Source organism: Sphingomonas sp. Leaf357, assembly GCF_001423845.1.
Classification (GTDB): domain Bacteria; phylum Pseudomonadota; class Alphaproteobacteria; order Sphingomonadales; family Sphingomonadaceae; genus Sphingomonas.
In genome coordinates, this window is sequence record NZ_LMPM01000001.1 from 2,383,371 (window position 1) to 2,408,057 (window position 24,687).

At 66.8% G+C, this 24,687-nt stretch carries 25 protein-coding genes and 1 tRNA gene; 16 read left to right on the forward strand and 10 right to left on the reverse strand.

Going from position 1 to position 24,687, the window contains the following annotated elements; translation table 11 throughout:
• Positions 1 to 35 precede the first annotated feature (35 nt).
• Complete coding sequence (locus ASG11_RS11170; protein ID WP_055779037.1) at positions 36 to 1,490, forward strand: MATE family efflux transporter; 1,455 nt, start codon at positions 36 to 38, stop codon at positions 1,488 to 1,490.
• 121 nt (positions 1,491 to 1,611) lie between these two features.
• Here ASG11_RS11170 and ASG11_RS11175 read toward each other — a convergent pair whose 3' ends face one another.
• The gene (locus ASG11_RS11175) at positions 1,612 to 2,499 is read right to left on the reverse strand and encodes a diacylglycerol/lipid kinase family protein (RefSeq protein ID WP_055779040.1); all 888 of its coding nucleotides are present in this window, start codon (positions 2,497 to 2,499) and stop codon (positions 1,612 to 1,614) included.
• A gap of 77 nt (positions 2,500 to 2,576) precedes the next feature.
• Between ASG11_RS11175 and hemB the strand changes: the two genes are divergently transcribed.
• The 4 genes from hemB (at position 2,577) to ASG11_RS11195 (ending at position 6,869) form a co-directional block, all read left to right on the forward strand.
• A complete protein-coding gene (hemB, locus tag ASG11_RS11180; RefSeq protein WP_055779043.1) occupies positions 2,577 to 3,569 on the forward strand; it encodes a porphobilinogen synthase in 993 nt (330 codons plus the stop codon).
• A complete protein-coding gene (locus tag ASG11_RS11185) occupies positions 3,566 to 4,108 on the forward strand; it encodes a GNAT family N-acetyltransferase (RefSeq protein WP_055779045.1) in 543 nt (180 codons plus the stop codon). Before hemB ends, ASG11_RS11185 begins: the two co-directional genes overlap by 4 nt.
• On the forward strand, positions 4,105 to 4,641 hold the full coding sequence (locus ASG11_RS11190; protein WP_055779047.1) for a GNAT family N-acetyltransferase: 537 nt from the start codon (positions 4,105 to 4,107) through the stop codon (positions 4,639 to 4,641). The genes ASG11_RS11185 and ASG11_RS11190 overlap by 4 nt, the downstream gene beginning before the upstream one ends.
• Before the next feature lie 101 nt (positions 4,642 to 4,742).
• Positions 4,743 to 6,869: a fused MFS/spermidine synthase gene (locus ASG11_RS11195; RefSeq protein ID WP_168371743.1), complete on the forward strand. Its 2,127-nt coding sequence runs from the start codon at positions 4,743 to 4,745 to the stop codon at positions 6,867 to 6,869.
• A gap of 139 nt (positions 6,870 to 7,008) precedes the next feature.
• Here the strand turns inward: ASG11_RS11195 and ASG11_RS11200 are convergent, their stop codons facing one another.
• Entirely contained in the window at positions 7,009 to 7,536 is a 528-nt protein-coding gene (locus tag ASG11_RS11200; protein ID WP_156363737.1) for a hypothetical protein, read from the reverse strand.
• A gap of 101 nt (positions 7,537 to 7,637) precedes the next feature.
• Here ASG11_RS11200 and ASG11_RS11205 point away from each other — a divergent pair.
• The 8 genes from ASG11_RS11205 (at position 7,638) to ASG11_RS11235 (ending at position 12,903) form a co-directional block, all read left to right on the forward strand.
• Positions 7,638 to 7,714 (forward strand) — tRNA-Arg (locus tag ASG11_RS11205).
• 293 nt (positions 7,715 to 8,007) lie between these two features.
• The gene (locus ASG11_RS11210) at positions 8,008 to 8,484 is read left to right on the forward strand and encodes a helix-turn-helix domain-containing protein (RefSeq protein WP_168371729.1); all 477 of its coding nucleotides are present in this window, start codon (positions 8,008 to 8,010) and stop codon (positions 8,482 to 8,484) included.
• 36 nt (positions 8,485 to 8,520) lie between these two features.
• Complete coding sequence (locus ASG11_RS11215; RefSeq protein WP_055779061.1) at positions 8,521 to 8,892, forward strand: hypothetical protein; 372 nt, start codon at positions 8,521 to 8,523, stop codon at positions 8,890 to 8,892.
• Between the two features lie 47 nt (positions 8,893 to 8,939).
• Positions 8,940 to 9,401 (forward strand): hypothetical protein, encoded by a 462-nt coding sequence (locus ASG11_RS11220; RefSeq protein ID WP_156363738.1) that lies wholly within the window; start codon positions 8,940 to 8,942, stop codon positions 9,399 to 9,401.
• Positions 9,402 to 9,474: 73 nt separating this feature from the next.
• Positions 9,475 to 9,750 (forward strand): hypothetical protein, encoded by a 276-nt coding sequence (locus tag ASG11_RS11225; RefSeq protein WP_156363739.1) that lies wholly within the window; start codon positions 9,475 to 9,477, stop codon positions 9,748 to 9,750.
• 121 nt (positions 9,751 to 9,871) lie between these two features.
• Entirely contained in the window at positions 9,872 to 10,012 is a 141-nt protein-coding gene (locus tag ASG11_RS18765; protein WP_156363740.1) for a hypothetical protein, read from the forward strand.
• A gap of 269 nt (positions 10,013 to 10,281) precedes the next feature.
• Positions 10,282 to 11,250, forward strand: a complete 969-nt coding sequence (locus ASG11_RS11230; protein ID WP_156363741.1) for a hypothetical protein — start codon at positions 10,282 to 10,284, stop codon at positions 11,248 to 11,250.
• 81 nt (positions 11,251 to 11,331) lie between these two features.
• Positions 11,332 to 12,903 carry a ShlB/FhaC/HecB family hemolysin secretion/activation protein gene (locus tag ASG11_RS11235; protein WP_055779073.1) on the forward strand — a complete coding sequence of 524 codons (1,572 nt, stop codon included), beginning with the start codon at positions 11,332 to 11,334 and terminating at the stop codon, positions 12,901 to 12,903.
• On the opposite strand, the gene ASG11_RS11240 is transcribed toward ASG11_RS11235, so the two are convergent.
• From ASG11_RS11240 to ASG11_RS11275, 8 genes are all read right to left on the reverse strand, one after another.
• On the reverse strand, positions 12,898 to 13,866 hold the full coding sequence (locus ASG11_RS11240; protein WP_055780754.1) for a magnesium and cobalt transport protein CorA: 969 nt from the start codon (positions 13,864 to 13,866) through the stop codon (positions 12,898 to 12,900). The genes ASG11_RS11235 and ASG11_RS11240 overlap by 6 nt on opposite strands.
• Positions 13,867 to 13,940: 74 nt before the next feature.
• The gene (locus ASG11_RS11245) at positions 13,941 to 14,159 is read right to left on the reverse strand and encodes a hypothetical protein (protein WP_055779075.1); all 219 of its coding nucleotides are present in this window, start codon (positions 14,157 to 14,159) and stop codon (positions 13,941 to 13,943) included.
• Positions 14,160 to 14,224: 65 nt separating this feature from the next.
• Positions 14,225 to 15,481: an N-succinylarginine dihydrolase gene (locus ASG11_RS11250; protein ID WP_055779078.1), complete on the reverse strand. Its 1,257-nt coding sequence runs from the start codon at positions 15,479 to 15,481 to the stop codon at positions 14,225 to 14,227.
• 153 nt (positions 15,482 to 15,634) lie between these two features.
• Positions 15,635 to 16,648, reverse strand: a complete 1,014-nt coding sequence (locus ASG11_RS11255) for an arginine N-succinyltransferase (protein WP_055779080.1) — start codon at positions 16,646 to 16,648, stop codon at positions 15,635 to 15,637.
• On the reverse strand, positions 16,645 to 17,853 hold the full coding sequence (locus ASG11_RS11260) for a hydrolase (RefSeq protein WP_055779083.1): 1,209 nt from the start codon (positions 17,851 to 17,853) through the stop codon (positions 16,645 to 16,647). Before ASG11_RS11260 ends, ASG11_RS11255 begins: the two co-directional genes overlap by 4 nt.
• A 187-nt stretch (positions 17,854 to 18,040) precedes the next feature.
• Positions 18,041 to 18,919, reverse strand: coding sequence for a DUF481 domain-containing protein (locus ASG11_RS11265; protein WP_055780757.1), 879 nt, complete (start codon positions 18,917 to 18,919; stop codon positions 18,041 to 18,043).
• 63 nt (positions 18,920 to 18,982) lie between these two features.
• Positions 18,983 to 19,468 carry an RNA pyrophosphohydrolase gene (locus ASG11_RS11270; protein WP_055779086.1) on the reverse strand — a complete coding sequence of 162 codons (486 nt, stop codon included), beginning with the start codon at positions 19,466 to 19,468 and terminating at the stop codon, positions 18,983 to 18,985.
• 135 nt (positions 19,469 to 19,603) lie between these two features.
• Positions 19,604 to 20,578: an alpha/beta hydrolase gene (locus tag ASG11_RS11275; protein ID WP_055779088.1), complete on the reverse strand. Its 975-nt coding sequence runs from the start codon at positions 20,576 to 20,578 to the stop codon at positions 19,604 to 19,606.
• A gap of 57 nt (positions 20,579 to 20,635) precedes the next feature.
• Between ASG11_RS11275 and ASG11_RS11280 the strand changes: the two genes are divergently transcribed.
• The 3 genes from ASG11_RS11280 to ASG11_RS11290 all read left to right on the forward strand — a co-directional run bounded on the left by ASG11_RS11280 (position 20,636) and on the right by ASG11_RS11290 (position 24,660).
• Entirely contained in the window at positions 20,636 to 21,553 is a 918-nt protein-coding gene (locus ASG11_RS11280) for a histone deacetylase family protein (RefSeq protein ID WP_055779090.1), read from the forward strand.
• An 89-nt stretch (positions 21,554 to 21,642) separates the two neighbouring features.
• The gene (locus ASG11_RS11285) at positions 21,643 to 22,467 is read left to right on the forward strand and encodes a PEPxxWA-CTERM sorting domain-containing protein (protein ID WP_055779093.1); all 825 of its coding nucleotides are present in this window, start codon (positions 21,643 to 21,645) and stop codon (positions 22,465 to 22,467) included.
• Between the two features lie 306 nt (positions 22,468 to 22,773).
• Positions 22,774 to 24,660 carry a 2-oxoacid:acceptor oxidoreductase subunit alpha gene (locus ASG11_RS11290; protein ID WP_055779095.1) on the forward strand — a complete coding sequence of 629 codons (1,887 nt, stop codon included), beginning with the start codon at positions 22,774 to 22,776 and terminating at the stop codon, positions 24,658 to 24,660.
• The last annotated feature ends 27 nt before the right edge of the window (positions 24,661 to 24,687 follow it).

A 24,687-nucleotide genomic window follows, 5' to 3' on the forward strand; every position in this document is an offset into this window, starting at 1 on the left:
AACACGTCCGGGGTGACGGGCAAGGAGTGAGGCGCATGGCAGCAGGATCAAGTCGCCGCCAGCGCGATCTCACCGTCGGGCCGATCGGCGCGACTTTGCTCGCCTTCGCGCTGCCCACGCTCGCGTCGAACATCCTGCAATCGCTCAACGGGTCGATCAATTCGATCTGGGTCGGGCGCTTCCTGGGCGAGGGGGCGCTGGCGGCTACCAGCAATGCCAACATAATCATGTTCCTGATGTTCTCCGCCGTCTTCGGTTTCGGCATGGCGGCGACGATCCTGGTCGGCCAGTCGATCGGGCGCGGCGATATCGAGGCGGCGCGGCGGGCGTTCGGCTCCGCGGTCGGGCTGGTCTGCGGCGGCGCGGTGCTGATTTCCTTGCTCGGCTGGATCTTCGCGCCCGGTATCCTGCATCTGCTGGCGACGCCGGCCGAGGCTCAGCCGCTGGCGCTCGCCTATCTCCGCGTGATCTTCATCGGGCTGCCGCTGTCGATGCTCGGCGTGCTGGTCCAGATGGGTCTGCGCGGCACTGGCGATTCGGTGACGCCGCTCTGGTTCATGGTACTGAGCGTGATCGTCGATTCGACGCTCAATCCACTGCTGATCGACGGCATCGGGCCGTTTCCCAAGATGGGCATCGCCGGCTCCGCGACCGCGACGCTGATCGCGGCGATCGTCTCCACGTTCGGGCTGATCCTCTACGTCTATGTCCGCGATCTGCCGATCCGGCTGCGCGGGCACGAACTGCGCTATCTGTTGCCCGAAGCCGCGCTGGTCCGCACGATCGTCGCCAAGGGCCTGCCGATGGGCGCTCAGATGCTGGTGATGTCCACCGCCGGCCTCACGATGGTCGGGCTGGTCAACCGGCTGGGGATCGATACCGCCGCCGCTTATGCCGTCTCGCAGCAATTATGGACCTATATCCAGATGCCGGCGATGGCGATCGGCGTCGCGGTCAGCAGCATGGCGGCTCAGAATATCGGCGCGGGCAAATGGGACCGGGTCGATGCGATCACCCGCGCGGGCATCCTCTACAATACGATCATCACGCTGGCGGTGATCGGCGCGATCATCCTGTTCGACCGGCCGGTGATGGCCTTGTTCATCGGCAGCGACAGCCCGGCGATCCCGATCGCGCGGCATATCCAGTTGATCTCGTCCTGGACGTTCGTGATGTTCGGCGCGACGATGGTGCTATTTTCCACCGTGCGCGCCAACGGCGCGACGTTGGCGCCTCTGATCATCCTGGCGATCTCGCTCTATCCGGTGCGGATCGGGTTCGCGTTGCTCGCGCGGCCCTATATCGGCGCGGACGCCTTGTGGTGGGCGTTCCCGATCGGATCGGCGGTGTCGCTGGGCTGCGCGATCTGGTTCTACGCGCGCGGCACGTGGCGGGCGGAGACCCTGGTCGTGCCCCCGGAGCCCGAGGATGGCGAGGAACATGCCCATGCGGTGAGCGAACCCGCCGGACGGACGCATCCGACGGGGTGAATTATCTCATCTTCGTCATCCCGGCGAAGGCCGGGATCCAATGTGCCGGCGTGGCGAGCGTCTCGCCTCGATCTGTCCACCAAGCCGCGTGTTGGATCCCGGATCAAGTCCGGGATGACGGCTATTGGACGACCGGCGCCATAACCCGGATGATCCCCGCCGCCACCTTGGCCGTCACCGGCGTCTTGGCCAGCACCTCGCCGTCGATCGAGATCGGCAGGCGCGGCTCGGTATCGATGCGCAGCGACTTGCCGTGGAAGTCGCGCGTATCCTCGTGTCGCGCCTTGTGGCGGAAGAAGCTCGCGGCCCAGTTCTTCACCAGCCGGCGCTTCACATGGCCGACCACCGCCTGCACCACGATCTCGCCCGAATCGACCGCCGCCGCATCGACCAGTTCGGTGCCGCCATGGTACGGCCCGTTGGAAATGCGCACCTCGACGACGCGCAGCCGCTCGGCGGTCGGCCCCTCGCCGACGATCAGCGTGAAGGGCTTGAAGCGGGTGAACTGATAGCTCGCCCAGGCGAGATAGCCGACCCGCCCGAACATCTTCTTCAGCCCGTGCGGCACGGTCTGCGCGATCTGCGGTGAAATGCCCATCGCCGCGCAATTGGCGAAATAATCGTTGTCGATCATGCCGAGGTCGATCCGCCGCGGCGCGCCGGTGCGCAACACCTCCACCGCGCCCGGGATATCCAGCGGAATGCCGAGCGTGCGCGCGAAGCTGTTGGCGGTACCGAGCGGCAGCACGCCCAGGATCACGTCCTGCCCAACGAGCAGGTCGACCAGCCCGCTGATCGTCCCGTCGCCCCCGCCCAGGATGACGAGATCGGGTTTCTTGGACAGAGCGTCGCGCAGTTCGTCCTCCAGCCGCGCCGGATCGGGCACGGCGCGCGCATCGACCGGAAAGTCGAGCGATTGCATCGCCTGGCACGTCGCGTCGAACTGCGCCTGGCCGGTGCGCGACTTCGTGTTGATGATGAGCGCGGCGGACGTGATCGTATCGGTCATGTACGGCTCAACGCGTGCTGATCGATTTCGGGTGCGTAACGCTTGGAAGTTGCCTGGCTGTTGTCTACCACGCAGCCATGTCCGCAAGCTATCCCGCCCTTCGCCTGCGCCGTACGCGCGCCAGCGCGTGGAGCCGCCGGCTCCACGCCGAAACCGTCCTGACGCCGGCCGATCTGATCTGGCCGCTGTTCATCTCCGAAGGACAGGGGGTGGAGGAACCGATCGCCAGCCTGCCCGGCGTGTCGCGCTGGTCGGTCGATCATATCGTCGCCCGGGCGAGAGAGGCACGCGATGCCGGGATCGCCTGCATCGCTCTGTTTCCGAACACGCCGCCGCACCTGCGCACGGCGGGCGGCGAGGAGGCGCTCAACCCCGACAATCTGATGTGTCGCGCGATCCGCGCGCTGAAGAATGCGGTGCCCGAAATCGGCGTGCTGACGGACGTCGCGCTCGATCCCTACACCGCGCACGGCCATGACGGTCTGCTCGACGAAGGCGGCTATGTGCTGAACGACCGCACGGCGGAGGTGCTGGTGGGGCAAGCGCTGAACCAGGCGGCGGCGGGTGCCGACATCATCGCGCCCAGCGACATGATGGACGGCCGCGTCGGCCTGATCCGCGAGGCGCTGGAGGCCGAGGGCCGGGTCAACGTCCAGATCATGTCCTATGCCGCCAAATATGCCAGCGGCTTCTACGGCCCGTTCCGCGACGCGGTCGGTTCGCGCGGTCTGCTGAAGGGCGACAAGAAGACCTATCAGATGGATTCGGCCAATGCCGAGGAGGCGCTGCGCGAGGTCGCGCTCGATCTCGCCGAAGGCGCGGACAGCGTGATGGTCAAGCCGGGCCTACCCTATCTCGACATCATCCTGCGCGTGAAGAGTGAGTTTCAAGTACCCGTGTTCGCATACCAAGTGTCGGGCGAATACGCGATGATCGAGGCGGCGGTCGCGGCCGGCGCGGCGGAGCGCGATGCGGTGGTGCTGGAAACGCTGATGGCGTTCAAGCGCGCGGGCTGTTCCGGCGTGCTGACCTATCATGCGCTGCACGCGGCGAGGCTGCTGGCGGCGTGAGCGGGACGATCGTCGAGACCGAACGGCTGCGGCTGCGCGTGCCCGGCCCCGGGGATCGGGCGACGCTGCACGGCTGGTTCGGCGATCCGGCGGTGATGGCCGACCTCGCACCCGCCATGGACGAGGCCGGTGCCGACGCCGCGATCGCGCGGCACGACAGCTTTCGCGGCGAGGGGCTGGGCTTCTGGCTGGTGGAGCGCAAGACTGATGGCGTGGCCGTCGGGTTTTGCGGGCTCAAGCGCTGCAATCCGGGCAATCCGCTGGCCGGGCGGCTGGAGATCGGCTGGATCTTCGGCCCCGAACATTGGGGAAAGGGCTATGCGCGCGAGGCGGCGGTCGCCTGCATCGCTTGGGCCTGGGATCATTGCCGCGAAAACGACATCGTCGCGATCACCGCGCGCGTGAACGTAAAGAGCCAGCGGCTGATGGAGCGGATCGGCATGCACGCCGAACCGTCGCTGGACTATCACCACCCCTCCTTCGCGGAGGGCGACCGCTTGCGCGACACCGTCGTCTTCGTCATCGCTCGCCCGGCATGATCGAAACCGAACGCCTGATCCTCCGGCGCTACGACGACGCACGCGATCGGGCGGCGATGCGGGCGATGTGCGACGATCCCGAGGTCATGCGCTATCTGTTGCCGGTGCCGGACGATGCCGCGCACGACGCGATGGTTGCGCGGATGGACGGGTATCTCGCCGATTTCGGCTATACCTTCTGGACGGTGGAGCGGCGCGCGGATGGCGCGATCCTCGGCGTCTGCGGGTTGAAGCCCGGCGCACCGGACACGCCGATCGCCGACGCCGTCGAAATCGGGTGGCGGTTCGCCCGCCCCCATTGGGGCCAGGGCTATGCGCGCGAGGCGGCGCAGGCGAGCCTCGACTGGGCCTGGGCCAATCTCGATTGCGCGCAGGTCGTCGCGATCACCGTGCAACGCAATTCGGCGAGCTGGGGCCTGATGGAGCGGCTCGGCATGACTCGCGTGCGGGATGGCGATTTCGATCATCCGCTGGTGCCGGACGACAGCCCGCTCAAGCGCCACATCCTGTATCGCATCGATCGCCCCGCGTGACGACCGGCGCCGGGTTAGAGGCTGAGGCAGGGGCAGGCCGGCGACCGCTGTTTGTCGCGGCGATATTGGCGGGATCCTTCCTGCTGTTCCTCGTCCAGCCGATGGTCGCGCGGATGGCGTTGCCCCGGTTGGGCGGCGCGCCGGCGGTGTGGAACTCGGCGATGCTGGTCTATCAGGCGTTGCTGCTCGGCGGGTATGCCTATGCGCATTGGCTCGGGCGGCTAAGCGCCCGGCGGCAGGCGCTCGTGCATCTGGCGGTGCTGGTCGCGGCGATGCTGTGGCTGCCGCTCCACCTGATGGCGATGCAAATGCCCGCCGACGCCGCGCCGGCCTTGTGGGTGCCATGGCTGCTGGCGGCATCGATCGGGCCTTTGTTCTTCGCGATCTCGGCACAGGCGCCGCTGCTGCAACGCTGGTTCAGCGTGTCGAGCGACGGCGCGGACCCCTATGCGCTCTACGCCGCGTCGAATTTCGGCAGCTTCGGCGGGCTGGTCGCCTATCCGTTGTTGGTCGAGCCGATGCTGGCGGTGAAGTGGCAGAGCTGGCTGTGGACGGCGGGCTACGGCGTGGTCGTACTGCTGATCGCCGCCTGCGCGATCAAGCTGCCGCGCACGACGACGGCCGTGGCGCACGCCGAAACCGTCAGCGCGGCCCCGCCCCGGTCCCGCGTCGCCTTGTGGATCGCGCTCGCCTTCGTGCCGTCGGGGCTGATGCTGGCGACCTCGACCTACATCACCACCGACATCGTTGCGATGCCGCTGCTGTGGGTGCTGCCGCTCGGCCTGTATCTGCTCAGCTTCACGATCGCCTTCGCCGCAACCCGCGACCTCGCCGACCTCCTGACGCGGATCGCGCCGGTCACGATCCTGCTGTTCGGCGGGGTGATGGTCGGCGGCTATCAGGAGAAGCCGTATCTCAACGCCGGCCTCGCGCTCGTCTTGCTGTTCATGGCCTCGGTCGCGCTGCACACCGCGATGTACCGGCAGCGCCCCGCACCGGACCGGCTGACCGGCTTCTACCTCGCCATGTCGGTCGGCGGGGCGCTCGGCGGGGTGTTCGCCGCGCTGGTCGCGCCGTTGGTGTTCGACTGGACCTACGAATATCCGCTGCTGATCCTCGCCGCAGGCGTGCTCGTGCCGCAGGGGTTCCTGATCCCGCAGGTGCGCCGCCTCTGGCAGGGATCGGCAGCGCGCTATCGCTTCATCACGCTCGGCATCGCCGGGATCATGGCGATTGTGGTGCTGGCGGTGATGATCCGCGCTGCGCATTCGGGCAGCGAGGCGATGCCGGCACCGGGCTTCGTCTTCCTGATCGTGGTGGCGCTGGGTCTGGTCGTGGTCGGCGCGCGCGCGGCGTTCGTCATCGTGCTGGCGGGCGCCTTGGTCGCGTTCGGCGGCTATCGCTCGATCCTGATCTCGATGGAGCCGGACGCGCGGGTGCGCAGCTATTTCGGCGTCTACACCGTCACGCACGATGCCACCGTACGGCAACTGGCGCACGGCACGACGATCCACGGCACGCAATTGCTCGGCAGCGTCGCACGCGAGCGCACGCCGACCGCGTATTACGTGCCGCAATCGGGCGTCGGGCAGGCGATGCTCGCGCTGCCGTCGTTGTACGGGCCGAACGCGCGGGTCGGCGTGGTCGGGCTGGGGGCGGGGACGCTCGCTTGCTATGCGAAGCCGGGGCAGGACTGGCGCTTCTACGAGATCGACCCGGCGGTGGTGCGCATCGCGCGCGAGCAGTTCAGCTTCCTTTCGCGCTGCCTGCCGGGCGGCGCGCGGATCGAGATTGGAGACGCGCGGCTGCGCTTGCAGGCCGAGACCGCGGCGACGCTCGACCTGCTCGCGCTCGATGCCTTCTCCTCGGATTCGGTGCCGATGCATCTGATGACGCGCGAGGCATTCGCCGCTTACGGCCGCGTCCTCTCGCCGCGCGGGGTGCTGCTGGTGCACATCTCGAACCGCTTCCTCGATCTGGAGCCGGTCGTGGCCACGGCAGCCAGGGCCGGCGGGTGGAGCGCGGCGGGACTGACCTTCAGCCGACCGGCCGACGCCGGCGTGGCGGTCACGGGATCGGCATGGATCGCCTTGTCGCGCGATCCGGCGGTGATCGCGGCGCTCAAGGCGCGCGACCGGCGCTGGCTTCCGCTGACGGACTATCCCGGCTTCACGCCCTGGACCGACGATTATTCGACCATCCTGCCGCTGGTGAAGGCGTTTCGGTAGAGACGTTTCCCACTCCCCCGTTCGTGCTGAGCTTGTCGAAGCACCGTTTTTCTTTTCGATGGTCGAAAGAAAATGCAGCCCTTCGACAGGCTCAGGGCGAGCGGGGAGCGTTCGACCCCAATCGTATCGATCTAAACACTCAAGCCGCCGGCAAGAGCACCTGCAGCCGCGCCACCGTCGCGGTCTCCGCCTGCAGCTCGGCCTGCGCCGCCAGATGCGCGCTATCGAGGCTGGGATAGGCCGGCTTGCCGTCCGCCGCGCGCGCGATCGCCGCCTGTTCCAGGTCGGTAACGACACTCAAGGCCTGTGCGTGGATGATGTCGAGTTCGGCCAAGGCGGTCTGCGCCTCGATCCAGCGCTCGCCACCGACCCTGTCGCCCTTCGCCACCTTGGCCGCCGATTCGGCGCGCGTCGCGGCGATCGCGAAATCCTTCTTGTTGGTCTCCACCGCCGCGAGGCTCTTTGCGACCACCGTGTCGAGCGCCGGATCGGGTTCGACCACCGGCACGGTCGCCACCGGTTCGGCGTCGCTGCGACTCTCGATCGGGCGCGGCAGCAGTGAAGGATAGGTTGCCGACCTCTTCTCGACACACCCCCCCACGGCGAGAATCACGCCGCCCAGCAGGAGCAGGCGGGCGGGGACGGCGAATGTGCGGAGCTGTGTCATCGGCATTCGCTCTATGCGTGCAAAAAGCGACACGCAATCTTCGTACGAGCAAGATACGGGGTTGCGTCCCCGCAAACCCGCCTCTATTGCACCGCCTCCACGCACCCATAGCTCAGCTGGATAGAGCATCAGACTACGAATCTGAGGGTCGGGCGTTCGAATCGCTCTGGGTGCACCAACATAAACCCTGCCAGGTCTTCGACTTGGCAGGGTTTATGTTTTTCAGGGCCCGGCAGGTCGCGAGATCGCAGGTCTTGCACGCTATGCGCGCCGAACGCGCACGGCCCTCGACCGCCATTCCTTGGAGACTCGGGCGGGCCGCTCGTGCAATGTGATCTCCCGTCGCCGCTCGCAGCGTGGATGTTCGACTGTGCACCAAGTTCGGCCAGACTCTCCGATCGATGACAGGCGTTGCGATCGCCTGATCGAAGCCGCTTGGCCGGAGCGGCGATCCGAAGGCACGATCGCCCGGTGACGCCGCCGATCGATCAGCTCAGTCCGCGCCAGCGCGAATGTCTCCGCTTGGTGTGGGATCGCCAGGCGACGTCGAAGGAGATCGCCATCGCGCTGGGGATCAGCAAGTCCACCGTGGACGGCTATATCGCCGAGGCGGTCGAGCAGCTCGGCGCGCGCGATCGGCGCGAGGCGGCGGCGATGGCGTTCGGCGATCTGCCCCGTGCAGCGTCGGGGGGCGATGCGGCGCGGGTATCCGGCGCGTCTCGGCCCGATGCAGTGCCGGCCTTGTCGATGGAGGCATCGGCGATGTCGAGGCCCTGGCCGTCACGGCATCGCCAGCGCAATTCGCTGACGCTGACGCAGACCCTCGGGTGGATCGCGACGATCGCGATCGGCTCGCTGGCGGCGCTGGCGCTGGCGACGTCGGTCGGCAACGGGCTCCCGTCCGTTGCCCGCCCGGTGATAGAGGCCGTCCATCGGTTGACACGCTAACGGCGGGGGCTGCCCCGTCATGGGGGCCTTTTTCCGATGCTGAACACCCGTCTCGAACTCACCCGCAAAGCCGCCGCCGAACTGATCGCGATCGAGAAGAATCTCGACGCCGCCCTGATCGCTCAGGCCCGGTTGCAGGCGATCGCCGTCGAGGGCCGCCGCGCCGCGAAGCTGCCGCTCCACACCGGTCAGGCCGGCCTCGAACAGCTCGCCACCGCCAACATGAACCTGATCGCGGCGCGCAAGGCCGTGCACGAGGCGCATCTGGTGTTCCGCCAGGTGCAGCAGGACATGGGGCTGGGGACGATCTCCTTCGGCGATTACGGCGATACGCCGACCGAGTTCGCCCCGAGCGGTCAGGTCGGCGGCCAACCGGCGCATGCGCTGGCAATCGTCGATGCGGCATGATCGGCCGGGGTTGACGACATCGCCTCGGACGCTGAACGCGCTTGGCCGTGAGTGTGCTGCTCTTCCTGATCTGGCTCGTCCTCTGCTGCGGCTACGCCCTGCTCCGCGGCGGCGCGCCGGAGCGGGTGGCGGCGGGGCTGCTGGTGCTGAGCTACGCGCTCGGCCTGCCCGTGCACTGGATGATCGACGCCGCCGGGTATCGCTCGGCGGTGATCGGCACCGCGACGATCGATGTCCTGCTGCTGGTGGCCCTGATCGTGCTGGCATGGCGCTCGACCCGGTTCTGGCCGTTATGGGTGGCGGGGTGGCAGCTGGCCGCGATCGTCGCACACCTGGCAAAGCTGCTCGATCCGGCCATGCTGGCGACCGGCTACGCCATCCAGGCGCAGATCTGGGCCTATCCGATGGTCCTCGCCACGGCGGCGGGCGCGTGGCGGCACCGGGATCGGCGACGCTCCGGCGATCCCGATCCACCCTGGAAGTCGTCGCCCGGTATCGTCCCGGCTTGAGCCCGAAACGACATCGTCGATGATGTCCGCGGACCATGCCCGGCTGGCGGCGCGATTTCGACAAGCGCGGCGCTTGCGCGACAACGTCTTTGCCGAATTGCGTGACGGTTTCGGAGAGCCGGGCTGGGACCTGTTGCTGGCGTTGAGCGCTCATGATCTTGACGATCGGCCACTGGCCGAGCCGGATCTGCTCGCCGCGGCGGGCGTCTCGCATAGGATCGCGAAACGCTATCTCGATTGGCTCGCATCGTCCGGGCTTATCATCCGCACCGAAGGGGCTCCGACGATCGTCGCGCTCAGCGAACGGGGCCGGAAATTGATGACGGACTATCTGGATTTCGCCATTTGATCCATGTTAGAGGCGTCACGCTATCGTCGCATCGATTCAAGGCCCCGCGACGAAGGAAGCCCTGGGGCGCTTCGCAATTGAGGCGGGGGCCGCGGTGGTTGATCGAGCAGATGGCGATGGATTGGGCGAAGTGCTCGATCTTCTGCGTCACGCATTGGCGATGCTCGATGCCCAGCAGGAACATATCGCCGGCGCGCACGTCGCCCACGCCATCGCTTTGCTGGAGCGCGGCGGCGAAGACTTCCCACCACGCATTCATTGATACCGGCATCGCACCCAAGCGAAATCCAGTTTGATTAGCTATCGGTTGGCTACGGCCAATTATTTAAATCAATTTGATAGATAAATAGAACAACTTTGGTTTGAACTGTGTACTGGCTAAAGTATTACTACTTAACAACGTGTTAGGCATCAATTACGGGAACATAGCGGACCCGCCGAGAATTGAGTTCAATCGAGCCGATTGGCTTGACTTAACTTAAAAGGAGGCGTGTCATGTTTAATACAGCACATACTAAGCCTTTCGGTATCTTGCTTACGTCCGTCGGCGCATTGTCGTTGGCGGCTTGCGGCAGTTCGGGATCATACCGCGTCGCCTCGGTCGGATCGACCGCCGTCGACGGCACGCCGACCGATACCGGCGGTGGCGGCACCGCCGGCGGTGGTACCGGCACGGGCTCGGGTACCGGCACGGGTTCTGGCACCGGGACGGGCTCCGGAACTGGCACTGGCACTGGCACGGGGTCGACGGGCGGCACCGGATCCGCCGGCACCGGATCGGGCAGCATGGCCGGCGGCATCCCGGTGGTCGGCGCCGTGCTGGTGACCTCCGGCAACACGGTGATCGGCCTGTCCAGCAAGCACAACGCGCTCGCCACCAAGATCAACGGGCTCGCCCCCGGTGCCACCACGATCACCGGAACCGTCACCAACGTGCTGGCCAAGACCGGTCAGAGCCTCGTCGATCTCGGGCAGGGACAGTCGCTGATCCTGAACGGCGCCGGCGGCAAGCTGGGTGAAGTCGTGAAGATCGATCTGCTGTCCAAGACGGTCACCGGGGCAAGTTCCGGGTCCGGCCTGCTCGGCGTCTCGGTCCTGTCGCCGGTGGTGGCGACCGGCAGCGTCGCGGCGGTCAATCTCGGCAATTCGGGCGCACTGGTCAGCCTGGGCGGCGCGGCCAATACCGGCGGCGTGCTGGCCCCGGTCACGACCGTGGTCAACGGTGTCACCGGCGGCACGACTGGCGGCACGACCGGCGGCGTGCTGGCCCCGGTCACGGCGGTCGTTGCAGGCGTCACCGGCGGTACGACCGGCAGCGTCCTCGCGCCCGTGACCAATGTGGTGGGCGGCGTCACCGGCGGACTGACCGGCAACATCACCGGCAGCGTCAGCGGGGGCGCAACCGCGAGCGGCGGCGTGAGCACTACCGGCGTGTTGGCACCCGTCACCAACATCGTCGGCGGCGTGACCGGCAAGGTGCGCGGCCTGACCGGGCATTGATCGCTCGACGAGGCGTGCGCCGGTGGACGCGCGCCTCGTCACTTCGCACCAAATCATGACAAAAGGGGACAGGCCGTGGCGATGATCGCCCTGCTGCTCGCCGCCGCTTTACCGTCGCAGAGCGGCCCTTCCGACATCGTGATCGATCGCAATCGCATCGATCGCGCCCGCCCGCCGGCCACGCCGAGCAGCGCGCCGCCCGAGCGCGAGAAGACCGTGATCGCGACCAAGGGCTCGCAGACGCCGATCGCCGGCATCGCCTTTCGCGGCGCGCAGGCGCCGGCCCCGGTGGCCGAGGCGGCACGTGCCTTTCTCGGCAAGCCGGCCAGCGCGGAGAATTTGCAACTGCTCGCCGCCGCGCTCTCGACAGCCTATGCCAAAAGCGAGGTGGCGCTCTACACGGTCGCGATCCCCGAGCAGGATTTCAGCGGCGGCACGATCGTGGTGCTGCTGACCGAGGGCAAGGTCGCCGCCGTTACGGTCAAGGGCGACGGCCACACGCTCCTGCGCCGCCGCCTCGCACGACTGACGGAGGAAGCGCCGCTGACCCGTGCGACGTTCGAGCGGCAGATCACGCTGGCCCGTGCGATCCCCGGCCTCACCTTCGACGCGGATTTTCAGGATCCCGCCGCCGACGGCGCGCTGGCGCTGACCGTCACACCCAAGCAGAAGCGCCATAAATTCTCGCTCGGGTTCAGCAATCGCGGCGTCGATCTGCTCGGTGACGGGCAGTTCGACGCGACCGCCGAATTCTACGGCCTCGCCAAGGACGGCGACCAATTGAGCTTCAACGCCAGCACCGCGAGCGACTTCCGCCGCTATCGCTACGGCGCGATCGGCTATGCCGCGCCGCTTTCGGCCAGCGGACTGACGATCGCCGCCAATGCCGCCTATCTCGAAACTCGGCCCAAGGGGCTGAACATCACCGGCCAGGCGAAACTGGCCGGCCTGTCGCTCGCCTATCCTTGGCTGCGCGATTTCCACCGTTCGGGCGATATCAGCATCGGCGTGGACGGGCTGAACAGCGACAATGCCGCGTTCGGCAATCTCATCGCGACCGAACGGACGCGCGCGGTACGCATCGCCGGCAGCTTCGCGGAGGCGCGCGAGCGGCGTTCGTTCTCGGTCAGCGGATCGGTCTCGCGCGGGCTCGACCTGCTCGGTGCCCGTGTCACCTTTCCGCTGGCGGAGGCCAGGTTCTTCAAGGGCAATCTGGCGGCCAACGCCGCGCAACAGATCGGCAAGCGCGCCTTCGTCCGGCTGTCGGCGAGTGGCCAGTACAGTGCCGACCGCCTTCCGGCTGCGGAGCGTTTCGCGGTCGGCGGCGAAGGCGTCGGCCGCGCGTTCGACACCGGTCTGCTGACCGGCGATCGGGGTGCCGGTGGATCGGCCGAGATCGCGCTGCGCCCGATCCGCGCCCCCAAATTCGCGCAGAGCGAACTCTACGGCTTCGTCGATGGCGGGTTGGTCGGGCTGGCCGATCGCGGCGCCGGCCGGCAGAATTACAGCCTGGCCTCGACCGGCGTCGGCGTCCGCGCGCGCTACCGCGAGAAAGCGGAACTCGGGCTGGAGGCGGCGCGGGCGATCGACGATCCCTATCCCGGCTATGGCGAGGACTGGCGCATCTCGGTCGCGTGGCGGCTCACGCTATAGCCAGCGCACCCGCTTGAACTGAACGTACAGCCCGACGCAGATCACCACTATCACGCCGATCACGATCGGATAGCCCCAGCGCGATTCCAGTTCGGGCATGTATTTGAAGTTCATGCCGTAGATCCCGGCGATCGCCGTCGGCACGGCGAGGATCGCGGCCCAGGCGGCAAGCTGTCGCGTGATCTCGCCTTGGCGCTGCTGTTCGAGCAGCGCGCTCACCTCGAAGACCGAGGTCAGGGAATCGCGCAAGCCCCCGACCATGTTCTCGACCCGGCGAACATGATCCAGCACGTCGCGGAAATACGGTTTCGCCTCGGCGTCGATGCACGGCATGTCGAGATTGGCGAGCTTGTTGGCCACCTCGACCATCGGGCCGACGATCCGCTGGAAACGGATCACGTCGCGGCGCTGCGCGAACAGGCGCGACGTCTCGTCCTTCATCAGCGATGCGTTCATCGCCCGCTGCTCCGTCTCCAGCACTTCCTCCTCAATCGCCTCGACGATCGGCAGATAGCCGTCGACGATGAAGTCGAGGATGGAATGCAGCACGTAATCGACGCCGAGCCTGAGCAGCCCGGGGGATGCCTCCAGATGCACGCGCAGGTCGCTGTGCGCGCGGGCCGATCCGTGACGGACGGTGATGATGTGGTTGCGCCCGACGAACGTCGCCGTCTCGCCATAGGCGATCCGATCGCCCTGCCGGTGAGCGGTGCGCGCGATGACGAACAATTGGTCGCCATACACGTCCACCTTCGGCAATTGATGCGCCTTCAACGCATCCTCCACCGCCAGCGGATGCAGGCCGTATTTCTCCTGCAACGTCAGCAATTCGTCGTCGGTCGGTTCCAGCAGCCCGATCCAGACGAATTCGGACGGATTGCCGCCGCACGGCGAAGGCTCGTCGATCGAGATATCGCGGACCCGCTTGCCATCGCGGTAGAGATAGGCGGCGACGACGCTCAACGGAGGCACCTCATGACAGACTTGTCCGTTTGACTAGCAAAGCGCGCCTGCCACGTCGCGCCCTTAAATCGCGCTCAATCAGTGCGTTGGCGTTCGAGGGAATCGAGGATGCGGGCGCCCGCCATGAACACCGCGATCGGGCAGCAGGCGAACAGCATCCAGCCGCCATAGCCGGGATATTGCTCGAGATAATGCACGCCCCGCTCGACCGCGCCGAGCCCGAGGCCATAGATCACCAGAAAGGCTTCGAACTTCGTCTTGATGACGAACAGCTTGGCGAATTTGGTCCACATGCTCGTGTCTTAAGCAATCATCGGGCCAAGCGCGGAAACGCGTCATCCCGCCTTAACGAACAGGGTTAAGTGTAAATGAATTCGACGATCCCGAGCGCGTCGAGCAGCGCGCGGCGCGCGGCTTCGATCCGCGCGATCACCGCGGGATCGGCGATATCGCCCATGTCGATCGTTTCGGGCCAATGCGCCTCGACCACGCTCGCGATCATATCGAGCCTGGCATCGTCGACCAGGAAGCGCGGATCGACCCGTGCCGGATCGGCGACGACACGCAGGCGCAGGCATGCCGGCCCGCCGCCATTCGCCATCGACTGGCGCACGTCCACCACCTCCAGCCGCCGGATCGGCCCGTTGCCGGCAACCATGTCCTGCAACCAGCCCCATACCGCGTCATTCTCGCGCGCCTCGCCCGGCAGGATCAGCGCCATCCCGCCGCCGCCCGGCAGCGTGACGACTTGCGCGTTGAACAGATAGGACGACACCGCATCGGCCAGGCTGACGCGGGCGGCCGGCACTTCGACGATCTCGATCTCGGGCAGCTTCGCGCGCAACTCGGCATGGAAACCGCCCCGATCCTCGAACGCCTGTTCGTGCGCGAACAACACGCGTTCGTTGGCGACCGCGACGACATCGTTGTGGAACGCCCCCGCCGCGATCGCCGCGACCGATTGCTGCGCGAAGATCGTGCGTGCCGGATCGAGGCCGTGGCGGCGCGCGATGGCGGCGCTCGCCTCGATATGTTGGCGCGCAGGGAAGGGGCCGCCGGACACGCCGTAGACGAACACCTCGACGCCCGGTGCGCCATGCTCCGTGCACAGCCGCATATGGTTCGCCGCACCCTCGTCGCCGAACGGGGCGGGGACGGGGCCGTGTACCGCGAAGCCGGGATCGGCGAAGGCTAGGCGGAGCTGCGCCAGCGTTTCGGGCCATTCGTGGCTGCGATGCGGCATCGTCACCAGGTTGGCGACGCTCAGATGGCACCGCCCGTCCGCGCTGTCGGCGGCCGGCGAGACGGTCGCCGCGTTCGCCGCCCACATCGCCGACGCGGACAGCGCTTGCGCCTTCAGGTGAGGCACCGCGTCGCTATAGCGCGTGGCGAGGCTGTCCAGCCAGCGATGGTCCGGCCGGGCATGCGGCAACAGGATTCCTTGCGTCAGCCCGAGCGCGATGTTGGCGCGCATCTTGGCGATCCCCTCCAGCGCGGCGGCGCGCGGCCGCGACACGCGCCCGGCATTGCCCGTCGCGGCGAGGTTGCCGGGGCTGAGGCCGGCATAATTGTGGCTCGGCCCGATCAGCCCGTCGAAGTTGATTTCGGTAAGCATGCGGTCTCCCAAATCTCCGTTCGTCCTGAGTAGCGGCTGAGCTTGTCGAAGACGCGTATCGAAGGACCGTTCCACTCTTGCAGCGATGCTTCGATACGGGCCTTCGATACGCCTTCGGCTACTCAGTCCCTACTCAGCACGAACGGGCATTTCCTAAACCCGCCCCACATGCATCACCACGTCGTCCGCCTCCGCCCCGATCGCGCCGGCGCACGCCCGGTCGATCGCGATCCCGCCTTCCACCGCGCGCACGCCGCCGAATGCGCACTGAAAATTGCCCAGTTCGCCGAACGCGACCAACGCCTGCGCGCCGCCATCGTCATCCACCGCGACGATCCGGTCGGTCCTGGCCTCGCGGATCGATCGCACCCGGTCGGTCTTGGCGGTCATCGTCGGGCCGCCGTCGAAGATGTCGATGTAATTCTCGTGCGCGAACCCTTCATTCTCCAGCATGCGCATCGCCGCGCGGCCGCTCGGGTGGGGCAGGCCGATCGCGGCGCGCGCGCTCTCGCTCAGCATCGCGGTGTAGATCGGGTGCTTGGGGAACAGGTCGGCGATGAACTGGTGGCCGTGCACCGCGTTGAACTGGTCGGCATCCTGGAAATTCATTCCGAAGAAGCGCCCGGCCAGCCCGTCCCAGAACGGCGATCCGCCCGCCTCGTCGATCACGCCGCGCAGTTCGGCCAGGATGCGGTCGGCAAAGCGCGCACGGTGCTGCGCGATGAACAGATAGCGGCTGCGCGCAAGCAACAGGCCCAGGCCCCCGGCGCGCTCCCCCGGATGCAGGAACAGCCCGCCGACCTCGCTCGAACCCTCCAGATCGGTGGCAAGCGACAGCATGTCGGCGCGGAACGTCCGGCTCAGCGCCGCGCTGTGCTGCGTCAGGTTGCCGAGCCGGTAGCTGTAGAACGGGTAACGCTGCCCGACATGCGTGAACAACTGGCAGGTGCCACGCACCTCGTTCGTCGCGACGTTCTCCAGCACCAGCACGAAAAGTTCGTCGCCCTTGGGGTCGGTATTGGCCAATGCCTCCTGGCTGCGCTCCAGCTTGGAGCGGAGCGCGCGACGATCCGGCGGCAGATTGGTGAAGCCCCCGCCGGTCAGCTTGGCCATTTCGTACAGCGCCTGGAGATCGTCGGGCCGCGCGACGCGGATGCGAAAGGTCATAGACGTCCTGCCTGCGCGATGCGCGCGATGGTGAGGGCGGAAAGCGCGGCGCGCTCGGCGAGGCTGTCGACGATCAGGAATTCGTCCGCCGAATGGATCGCGCCGCCACGCGCGCCCATCGTATCGACGACGGGGACGCCACACGCGGCGATATTGTTGCCGTCGCACACCCCGCCGCTGTGCCGCCAGCCGATGTCGAGCCCAAGCTCCGCGCCGCTCGATTTGACCAATGCGAACAGCTTCTCAGCGCCAGCGTCGATCGGCTTGGGCGGGCGGTTGAAGCTGCCATGCACTTCGATCCGCACGTCGTGCTTGGCCGCGACCATCGCCACCGCGCTGTCGATCTGCGCCTGCGCGCGTGCGATCTCGTCGGCGGTCGCGGGCCTGAAATTCACGCGCAGCACGGCGAGATCGGGCACGACATTGTTCGGCCCACCGCCATCGATCCGCGCCGGGTTCACCGCGAGGCGCGGGCCCCGTGCGTCGGCGAGGCGCAGCGCGATATCGGCGGCGGCCAGGATCGCGTTGCGGCCCTCTTCGGGATTGCGCCCGGCATGCGCGCTGCGGCCGTGCACGACGATCGAGAAATTCCCCGTCCCGCCGCGCGCCCCGGCCAGCGTGCCGTCCGGCAGCGCAGGCTCGTACGTCAGCGCGGCGACCTTGCCGCGCGCGGCCTGCGCGATCAGCGCGGCGGACGAGAAGGAGCCGGTCTCTTCGTCGGAATTGATCAGCACCTCATACCCGATCTTCGCCCCGTACGGCGATGCCTCGATCGCGGTCAGCGCGGCAAGCATCAGCGCGAGGCCGCCTTTCATATCGGCGACACCGGGGCCGTTCAGCGTCCCGTCGTCCCGCATCGTCAGCGTCTGGAACGGATGATCGCTCGGATAGACCGTGTCCATATGCCCGGTGAACAGCATCCGCACGTGCGCATCGGGGCGGACGTTCAGGTGAAGGTGCCGGCCATGTTCGATCGCCGAGACGAACCCGTCGGTGCCGACGCTTTCGGCTGTAGCCGGAGCGACCAAAGCGATCTCGCCGGGCAGCGCGGAAAAGGCATCGGCCAGTTTCCCGGCGATCCGGGCGAGGCCCACCAGATTGCGCGTGCCGGAATTGATCGCCGCCCAGCGCTCGACCTGCGCCAGCATCGGCTGCGCGCGGGCGGTGTCCAGCAGATCCTGTTCGATGGTGGTGAGAGACGTCATCGGCGCGAGCCTAGCCGCTCCGGCCCGATCGCTCCACCCCCCGCGCTAGGTCGATCGTCCGAGACCACCCCCCGCATTCCGTCGCCCCGAGCCCGTCGAAGGGCGTGCGCCAGGCACGGGAGGCGCGTTGGGCACGTGCTTCGACAAGCTCGGCACGAACGGGCAGGGGGTCGGTCCCGGCCCCGCGCTAGAAACTGTACACCAGCGAAGCGCGGCTCGTCGTGTCCGTGCCCACCCGCCCGATCGGGGGCATGCTCTCATATTGCACGCTGTACGAGATCTTCGCCGCCAGCGGCCCGATCAGCTTCGCGTTAAGCGCGGTCGTGCCGGTCACGGTGCTGTTATATTGCTGGACATAGGCCGAGGCGGCCTGGGTCAGCGAGATCGCGTTGGACAGCTTCCAGCCGAAATCGAGCGATCCGCGCGCGGCGAAGGCGCTCTCGTGACTAGAATCCGTGAAATCGGTGCGGCGATAGGCCGGCCCGAGTTCGAGGTTGAGCGTCGCGCCCGGTGCCTTGATCGCGCTGTAACCCGCCCCGAGCGAGGCGGAGATGCGCGTATCGTATCCCAGGAAGCGATCGCTCTCATATTGCGCCGCGCCGTAAACATATCCGCGATCGGAGAATTTGTAGTTCGGCTCGTACGCGGCCACATAGCGTTCGCGGCTGACCAGCCCCAGGCTCTCCTGATAATCCGCCGCCAGCCGCAACTTGTGGCGCCAGTCCAGGCTTTCGCGCGTTAGGTTCAGCGCGCCCGTGACGCCGATATTCTCGGTATTGCCGGTGGTGAGATACCCGCCGATCTCGGCATTGCCGGTCCACAATTGCAGCGGCCCCGCGTTGCGGATCTGCGCCAGACGCTTCTCTTCGCGTTCATGCCGCCAGCTATCGGCGAGCGCGCTGATCGCATCGGCGCTGTCGGGTGCCGCGTTGCGGGCATATTTCTCGACGATCGCCACTTCGGACGGGTTTCCCCCGGCGATCGCCGCGTCCAGCATCGTCCGGATCTGCGGCGGGATGTCCGCATTGGCCAGGAGCAGGGGGACTAGGATCAGCAGTGCGCGCATGACCATTCCGATACCGCAACCATCGCAGGAATTACATCGGTTCCATCGCAAGTAAGCCTCGTTTCATCGCTCCGACAAATGACTGGCGAATGTCGCCAGCACCTGTTGGTACAATTCCCTCTTGAACGGCACGATCACGCCCGGAAGCTCCGACGGATCGATCCAGCGCCATGTGCTGAACTCCGGATGCTTGGTGGCGATGTTGACGTCGCCGTCCTCGCCCAAGAAGCGATACAGGAACCAGCGCTGCGATTGCCCGCGATACCTGCCCTTCCACACCTTGCCGACCAACTCCGGTGGCAGGTCGTAGTTCAGATCATGCGGGGCGATCGCGATCAGCTCGACCATCTCCGCCGCGATGCCGGTTTCCTCGCCGAGTTCGCGCAGCGCGGCGGTTTCCGCATCCTCGCCGCGGTCGATCCCGCCCTGCGGCATCTGCCACGCCTCGACCGTCGCATCCAGGCGCTGTCCGACAAACACCTGCCCCTCGCGATTGAGCAGCATGATGCCGGCACACGGGCGATAGGGCAGGGTGTCGGGATCGATCATAACTCTTTCTCTAGCCGTCCGTGCTGCTTTCCTTATCCGTCCGTGCTGAGCTTGTCGAAGCACTGCCCTTTCTTCGGGCCAAGAAAGACAGAGCTTCGACAGGCTCAGCACGGACGGCAGAGGGCGTGGCGTAGCTCAGGCCGCAGCCTGCGCCATAACCCGCTCGCCCTCGGCCTCCACCACGATCGCCTTCAGCGCCGCGAACGCTCCCGCCACGTCGCCCACCGACGACGGGATCGCCTGACGCAGCGTGATGAAGCCGTGGATATTGCCCTTCGCCTCGCGGAACACCACCGGCACGCCCGCTTCGGCCAGCGCGGCGGCATAAGCGCGGCCCTGATCGCGGATCGGATCCAGGCTCGCCGTCACCACCACGGCCGGCGGCAGACCCGCGACGCTGCCCTGAAGCGGCGAAGCGCGGACATGCTCCAGCTCCGCGAGATAGGCCTGGTTGAACCATTCCATCCCCGCGCGCGTCAGCAGATAGCCGTCGGAAAATTCGCTGAATGACGGAAATTCGCGGCTCATGTCGGCCGCCGGATAGAACGGCAGTTGCGCGATCACCGGAACCTTCGCCGGCGCATCGCGCAGCGCCATGGCGGTGACGATCGCCAGATTGCCGCCCGCGCTGTCCCCCGCCACGATCAGGCTGGTGACGGCACGACCCAGGTCCGCCGGGCTCTCCGCGATCCAGCGCGCCGCCGCCTCGCAATCGTCCGGCGCGGCCGGCCAGGGCGCCTCCGGTGCCAGCCGGTAGTCGACCGAGATCACCGACAGATCCAGGGACCGCGCCATCTCCGCGCAGAAGCTGGCATGCGTTTCGACATTGCCGATCACGAACCCGCCGCCGTGGAAGAAGGCGACCGCCGGCCCGGGCTCCCGCGACGCGCGCGGATCGAACAAAGTCGCGGTGATATCGCCCGCCGGGCCGGGGATCGAAAGGTCCAGCCGCGTACCCAGCACCCCGACCGGCGGATCGGCGATGTCCTTCATCGCGACATATTGCGCGCGCGCCGCCGGCGCATCCAGTTCGTGCATCTTCGGGCCGGGCATGGCGTTGAGAAAGGCGAGGAACGCTTTGGTATCGGCACGGACGAACGGTTCGGTCATGGTCTCTCCTCGGCCCCATAGCTGGCGTGGGCGCTTGCTGACACCTAGGTAAGCAGGATGATCGCAATCGTCCACCACCCCGATTATGTCGCGCCGGCCCCAGCGCGCAGCCCCTATCAGTGGAACAAGAACGGCCTGATCCGCGACCTGTTGCGCGAACGGGGCGAGGCGATCGACTGGCACACGCCCGAGCCCGTACCCCTCGCCTGGTTCGAAGCGGTGCACGATCCCGATTATGTCGCCGAGGTGTTGGAAACCCGTGTGCCGCGCGAAAAGGAGCGGCGTCTCGGCTTCCCCGTCACGGCAGAGGTCGCCCGTCGCGCCCGCGTCGTGCCCGGCGGCACGTACCTCGCCGCCAGGCTGGCGCTCGACAGGGGCTTCGCCGCCAACACGGCCGGCGGCAGCCACCACGCGCTCGCCGATACCGGCGCCGGCTTCTGCGTCTTCAACGATCTCGCCATCGCCGCCGTGCAACTGGAGCGCGAGGGAATCCGCACGCTGATCGTCGATTGCGACGTGCATCAGGGCGACGGCACCGCCGCGCTCACCGCCGGGCGGCCCGGCATCGCGACCTATTCGATCCATGCCGAAAAGAACTTCCCCGTGCGCAAGGCGCGCTCGACGCTGGATGTGCCGCTGGCCGACGCAACCGGAGATCGGGCCTATCTCGAAACGCTGGAACGCACCCTGACACCACTCGTCGATCAGGTCGCGCCCGATCTCATTCTCTATCAGGCCGGCGTCGATCCGTTCGCCGGCGATCGGCTCGGCCGGCTGGCGCTCACGCAGGAGGGGCTGGACGCGCGCGAAGCGCTGATCGCCCGGCTGGCGCTGTCGCGAGGTCTCCCGCTGGCGAGTACGGTCGGTGGCGGATACGGCACCGACGCGCTGGAAATCGCCAGGCGCCACGTGCGCGCCATTCTCGTTCTGGGACGACATTTCGGTGTCATTTCCGGGGTCGACGCGAAAGGTTAAAAAAGTCATAATACTTACGCATTAGACCTTTAGCAGGCGATGCAGATGCGAACGCCGCATCCAGTTCTTACACAACGGGGTCCTTTATCATGACTTGTCTTTCGATCGCTGCTCGCGGCGCAACCGCGGCTGCACTGCTGTTCGCCGCCGCACCATCCTTCGCCGCCGATTTCGTATACGGCAGCGGCTCGGTCGCGCTCGGCACGGGCGGCTACACGCAGAACTTCAACACGCTCGCGTCTTCGGGCACCAGCAGCACGCTGCCGACCGGCTGGATCGTGACCGAGACCGGCACCAATTCCAACGGCGTCTACACCGCCGGCACCGGCAGCAGCACCAGCGGCGACGTCTACAGCTTCGGGTCGACCGCCGCCGATCGTGCGCTCGGCACCTTGCGCAGCGGCACGCTGATCCCGTCGTTCGGCGCGGTGTTCACCAACGCCACGGGCGCGACGATCACCGGCCTGAACATCGGCTACACCGGTGAACAGTGGCGCAACGGCAGCGCATCGGTCGATTCGCTCGTCTTCCAATATTCGCTCACCTCGACCAACATTGCCGATGCCGACAACAGCACGGCGTGGATTTCGCTGGCGGCTCTGGAATTCCTGTCGCCGAGCAACGCCGTGGTCGGTGCACTGGACGGCAATGCCGCCGCCAACCGCACCGCGCTCAGCGCCCTGCTGAGCGGCCTGACGATCACCAACGGCCAGAGCTTCGCGTTCCGCTGGATCGATTCCGATCCGACCGGTGCCGATGATGGTCTGGCCGTCGACGATTTCTCGCTCTCCGCCGTCACCGCCGCCTCCGCCGTGCCGGAAACGGCCACCTGGGCGATGATGATCGCCGGCTTCGGCATGATCGGTTCCGCGATGCGCCGCCGTTCGAGCGCGCGCGTCTCCTACGCCGTCTGATCCTCCCAGATCGACCAACTCGGGGTCGCCGCTCGCAAGAGCGGCGGCCTTTTTGTTTTTCACTCGCACCTGTCCATCTATCCCCGTCCGTGCTGAGCCTGTCGAAGCACTGCCCTTCTCTTCGCCCGGCAATTGCTCCGGCACGAAGAAGGGCAGCCCTTCGACAAGCTCAGGGCAGACGGGTTCGACTTGGCGCTCGCGGCACTATCCCACCCAAAAAAAAGAAACCGTTGCACGCTGCCCCAACCAAACTACCTTGTCCGCCAACACCTTCCGTCAGAGAGGGTGCGACTTAGGAAGTGAGATATGGCCAGCGCCGTCCATGACGTGACGTCCGAGGAGTCGACCGCTCATCCGCCCGCGGAGTCGGTGGTCGTGCGTTTCGCGGGGGATTCGGGCGACGGCATGCAGCTGACGGGGGGACAATTTACCTTGTCCACCGCGCTCGCCGGCAACGATCTGGCGACCTTCCCCGATTTTCCCGCCGAGATCCGCGCGCCGCAGGGCACGCTGTTCGGCGTCTCCGCCTTCCAGATCAATTTCGGATCGACCGCGATCGAGACCGCCGGCGACCAGCCCGACGTCCTGATCGCGATGAATCCTGCGGGCCTCAAGGTGAACGTCGATGCACTCAAGCCCGGCGGCCTGATCATCGCGGATGCCGGCGAATTCACCAGGCGCAACCTCGACAAGGCCAAGTATGACGCCAGCCCGCTGACCGACGACAGCCTCGCCAAATGGCAGGTGCTGAGCTTCGACATCTCGCAGCTAACGCTGGATGCGGTGAAGCCGTTCGGCCTCGGCAACAAGGAGGCGCTGCGCTGCAAGAACATGTGGACGCTGGGCCTGGCGCTGTGGATGTTCGACCGCGACCGCGCGCCGATCGTCGACTGGCTGAAGGCCAAGTTTGCCAAGATGCCGGTGCTGGCCGAGGCGAACATCGCGGCGCTCAACGCCGGCCATGCTTACGGCGAGACGGCCGAAATCTCCGGCGGTGGGCTTGGGGACAAAGGGTTCAGGCAGCATCATATCGGGGTCGCGCCCGTCGCTCCCGGCCTGTACCGCACCGTCACCGGCGCTGAGGCGATCTCGATGGGGCTCGTCGCGGGGTCGCAACTGGCCTGGATCCGCATGTTCTTCGGCGGCTATCCGATCACCCCGGCCTCGGCGATCCTGCATCATCTGAGCCGCCTGAAAGAGTTCGGCATCACCACCTTCCAGGCCGAGGACGAGATCGCCGCGATCGCGTCGGCGATCGGCGCATCCTATGCCGGTCAACTCGGCGTCACCTCCTCCTCCGGTCCCGGCATCGCGCTGAAGGGCGAGGCGATGGGCCTCGCGATCATGACCGAATTGCCGCTGGTCATCGTCAACTCGCAGCGCGGCGGGCCATCGACCGGCCTTCCCACCAAGACTGAACAATCCGATCTATATCAGGCAGTCTACGGCAGAAACGGCGACGCACCCATGCCGGTGATCGCTGCACGCTCCGCCGCCGACTGCTTCGACGTCGCGATCGAGGCGGTGCGCATCGCCACGCAATATATGACCCCGGTCATGCTGCTGACCGATGGCTATATCGCCAACGCCGCCGAACCTTGGGCGGTACCGGACATGAGCCGCTACGAACCTTTCCCGGTCCAGTTCCTGGAGGACGTGCCCGAAGGCGGCTTCAAGCCCTACGGCCGCGACGACAAGCTCGCCCGGCCCTGGGTAAAGCCTGGAACGCCCGGCCTGCTCCACCGCATCGGCGGGATCGAGAAAGCGGTCGGCAGCGGCAACATCGATTACGGTGCGGCCAATCACCAGAAGATGACCGAAATCCGCCGCGACAAGGTCGCGAACATCGCGGTGCCGGACCAGCAGGTCGAACTCGGCGAGGATCACGGGCATCTGGTCGTGGTCGGCTGGGGCTCGACCTTCGGGCCGATCCATCAGGCGGTCCGCCGCGCCCGCAAGCGCGGGCGGGACGTCGCGCACATCCACCTGCGCCACATCTGGCCGCTGCCCAAAAATCTGGGTGCATTGTTGGAAAATTACGATCACATCCTCGTGCCCGAGATGAACACCGGGCAGCTGAAGACGGTGTTGCGCGATCAATTCCTGGTCGATGCCAGACCGCTCAACAAGGTCAGTGGCCAGCCCTTCATGATCGCCGAGATCGAGGCTGCGATCGACGCCATCTGTCCCTGATCGACCCGCCCGGTTTCGTGTGACCTT

Coding starts and splice junctions, on each gene's coding strand:
- ASG11_RS11215 (WP_055779061.1), top strand. CDS start 8,521: ATGCTGAACACCCGTCTCGAACTCACCCGCAAAGCCGCCGCCGAACTG.
- ASG11_RS11290 (WP_055779095.1), top strand. CDS start 22,774: ATGGCCAGCGCCGTCCATGACGTGACGTCCGAGGAGTCGACCGCTCAT.
- ASG11_RS11170 (WP_055779037.1), top strand. CDS start 36: ATGGCAGCAGGATCAAGTCGCCGCCAGCGCGATCTCACCGTCGGGCCG.
- ASG11_RS11280 (WP_055779090.1), top strand. CDS start 20,636: ATGATCGCAATCGTCCACCACCCCGATTATGTCGCGCCGGCCCCAGCG.
- ASG11_RS11260 (WP_055779083.1), bottom strand. CDS start 17,853: ATGACGTCTCTCACCACCATCGAACAGGATCTGCTGGACACCGCCCGC.
- ASG11_RS11235 (WP_055779073.1), top strand. CDS start 11,332: ATGATCGCCCTGCTGCTCGCCGCCGCTTTACCGTCGCAGAGCGGCCCT.
- ASG11_RS11245 (WP_055779075.1), bottom strand. CDS start 14,159: ATGTGGACCAAATTCGCCAAGCTGTTCGTCATCAAGACGAAGTTCGAA.
- ASG11_RS11255 (WP_055779080.1), bottom strand. CDS start 16,648: ATGACCTTTCGCATCCGCGTCGCGCGGCCCGACGATCTCCAGGCGCTG.
- hemB (WP_055779043.1), top strand. CDS start 2,577: ATGTCCGCAAGCTATCCCGCCCTTCGCCTGCGCCGTACGCGCGCCAGC.
- ASG11_RS11285 (WP_055779093.1), top strand. CDS start 21,643: ATGACTTGTCTTTCGATCGCTGCTCGCGGCGCAACCGCGGCTGCACTG.
- ASG11_RS11195 (WP_168371743.1), top strand. CDS start 4,743: ATGGTCGCGCGGATGGCGTTGCCCCGGTTGGGCGGCGCGCCGGCGGTG.
- ASG11_RS11265 (WP_055780757.1), bottom strand. CDS start 18,919: ATGCGCGCACTGCTGATCCTAGTCCCCCTGCTCCTGGCCAATGCGGAC.
- ASG11_RS11175 (WP_055779040.1), bottom strand. CDS start 2,499: ATGACCGATACGATCACGTCCGCCGCGCTCATCATCAACACGAAGTCG.
- ASG11_RS11190 (WP_055779047.1), top strand. CDS start 4,105: ATGATCGAAACCGAACGCCTGATCCTCCGGCGCTACGACGACGCACGC.
- ASG11_RS11270 (WP_055779086.1), bottom strand. CDS start 19,468: ATGATCGATCCCGACACCCTGCCCTATCGCCCGTGTGCCGGCATCATG.
- ASG11_RS11200 (WP_156363737.1), bottom strand. CDS start 7,536: ATGACACAGCTCCGCACATTCGCCGTCCCCGCCCGCCTGCTCCTGCTG.
- ASG11_RS11250 (WP_055779078.1), bottom strand. CDS start 15,481: ATGCTTACCGAAATCAACTTCGACGGGCTGATCGGGCCGAGCCACAAT.
- ASG11_RS11275 (WP_055779088.1), bottom strand. CDS start 20,578: ATGACCGAACCGTTCGTCCGTGCCGATACCAAAGCGTTCCTCGCCTTT.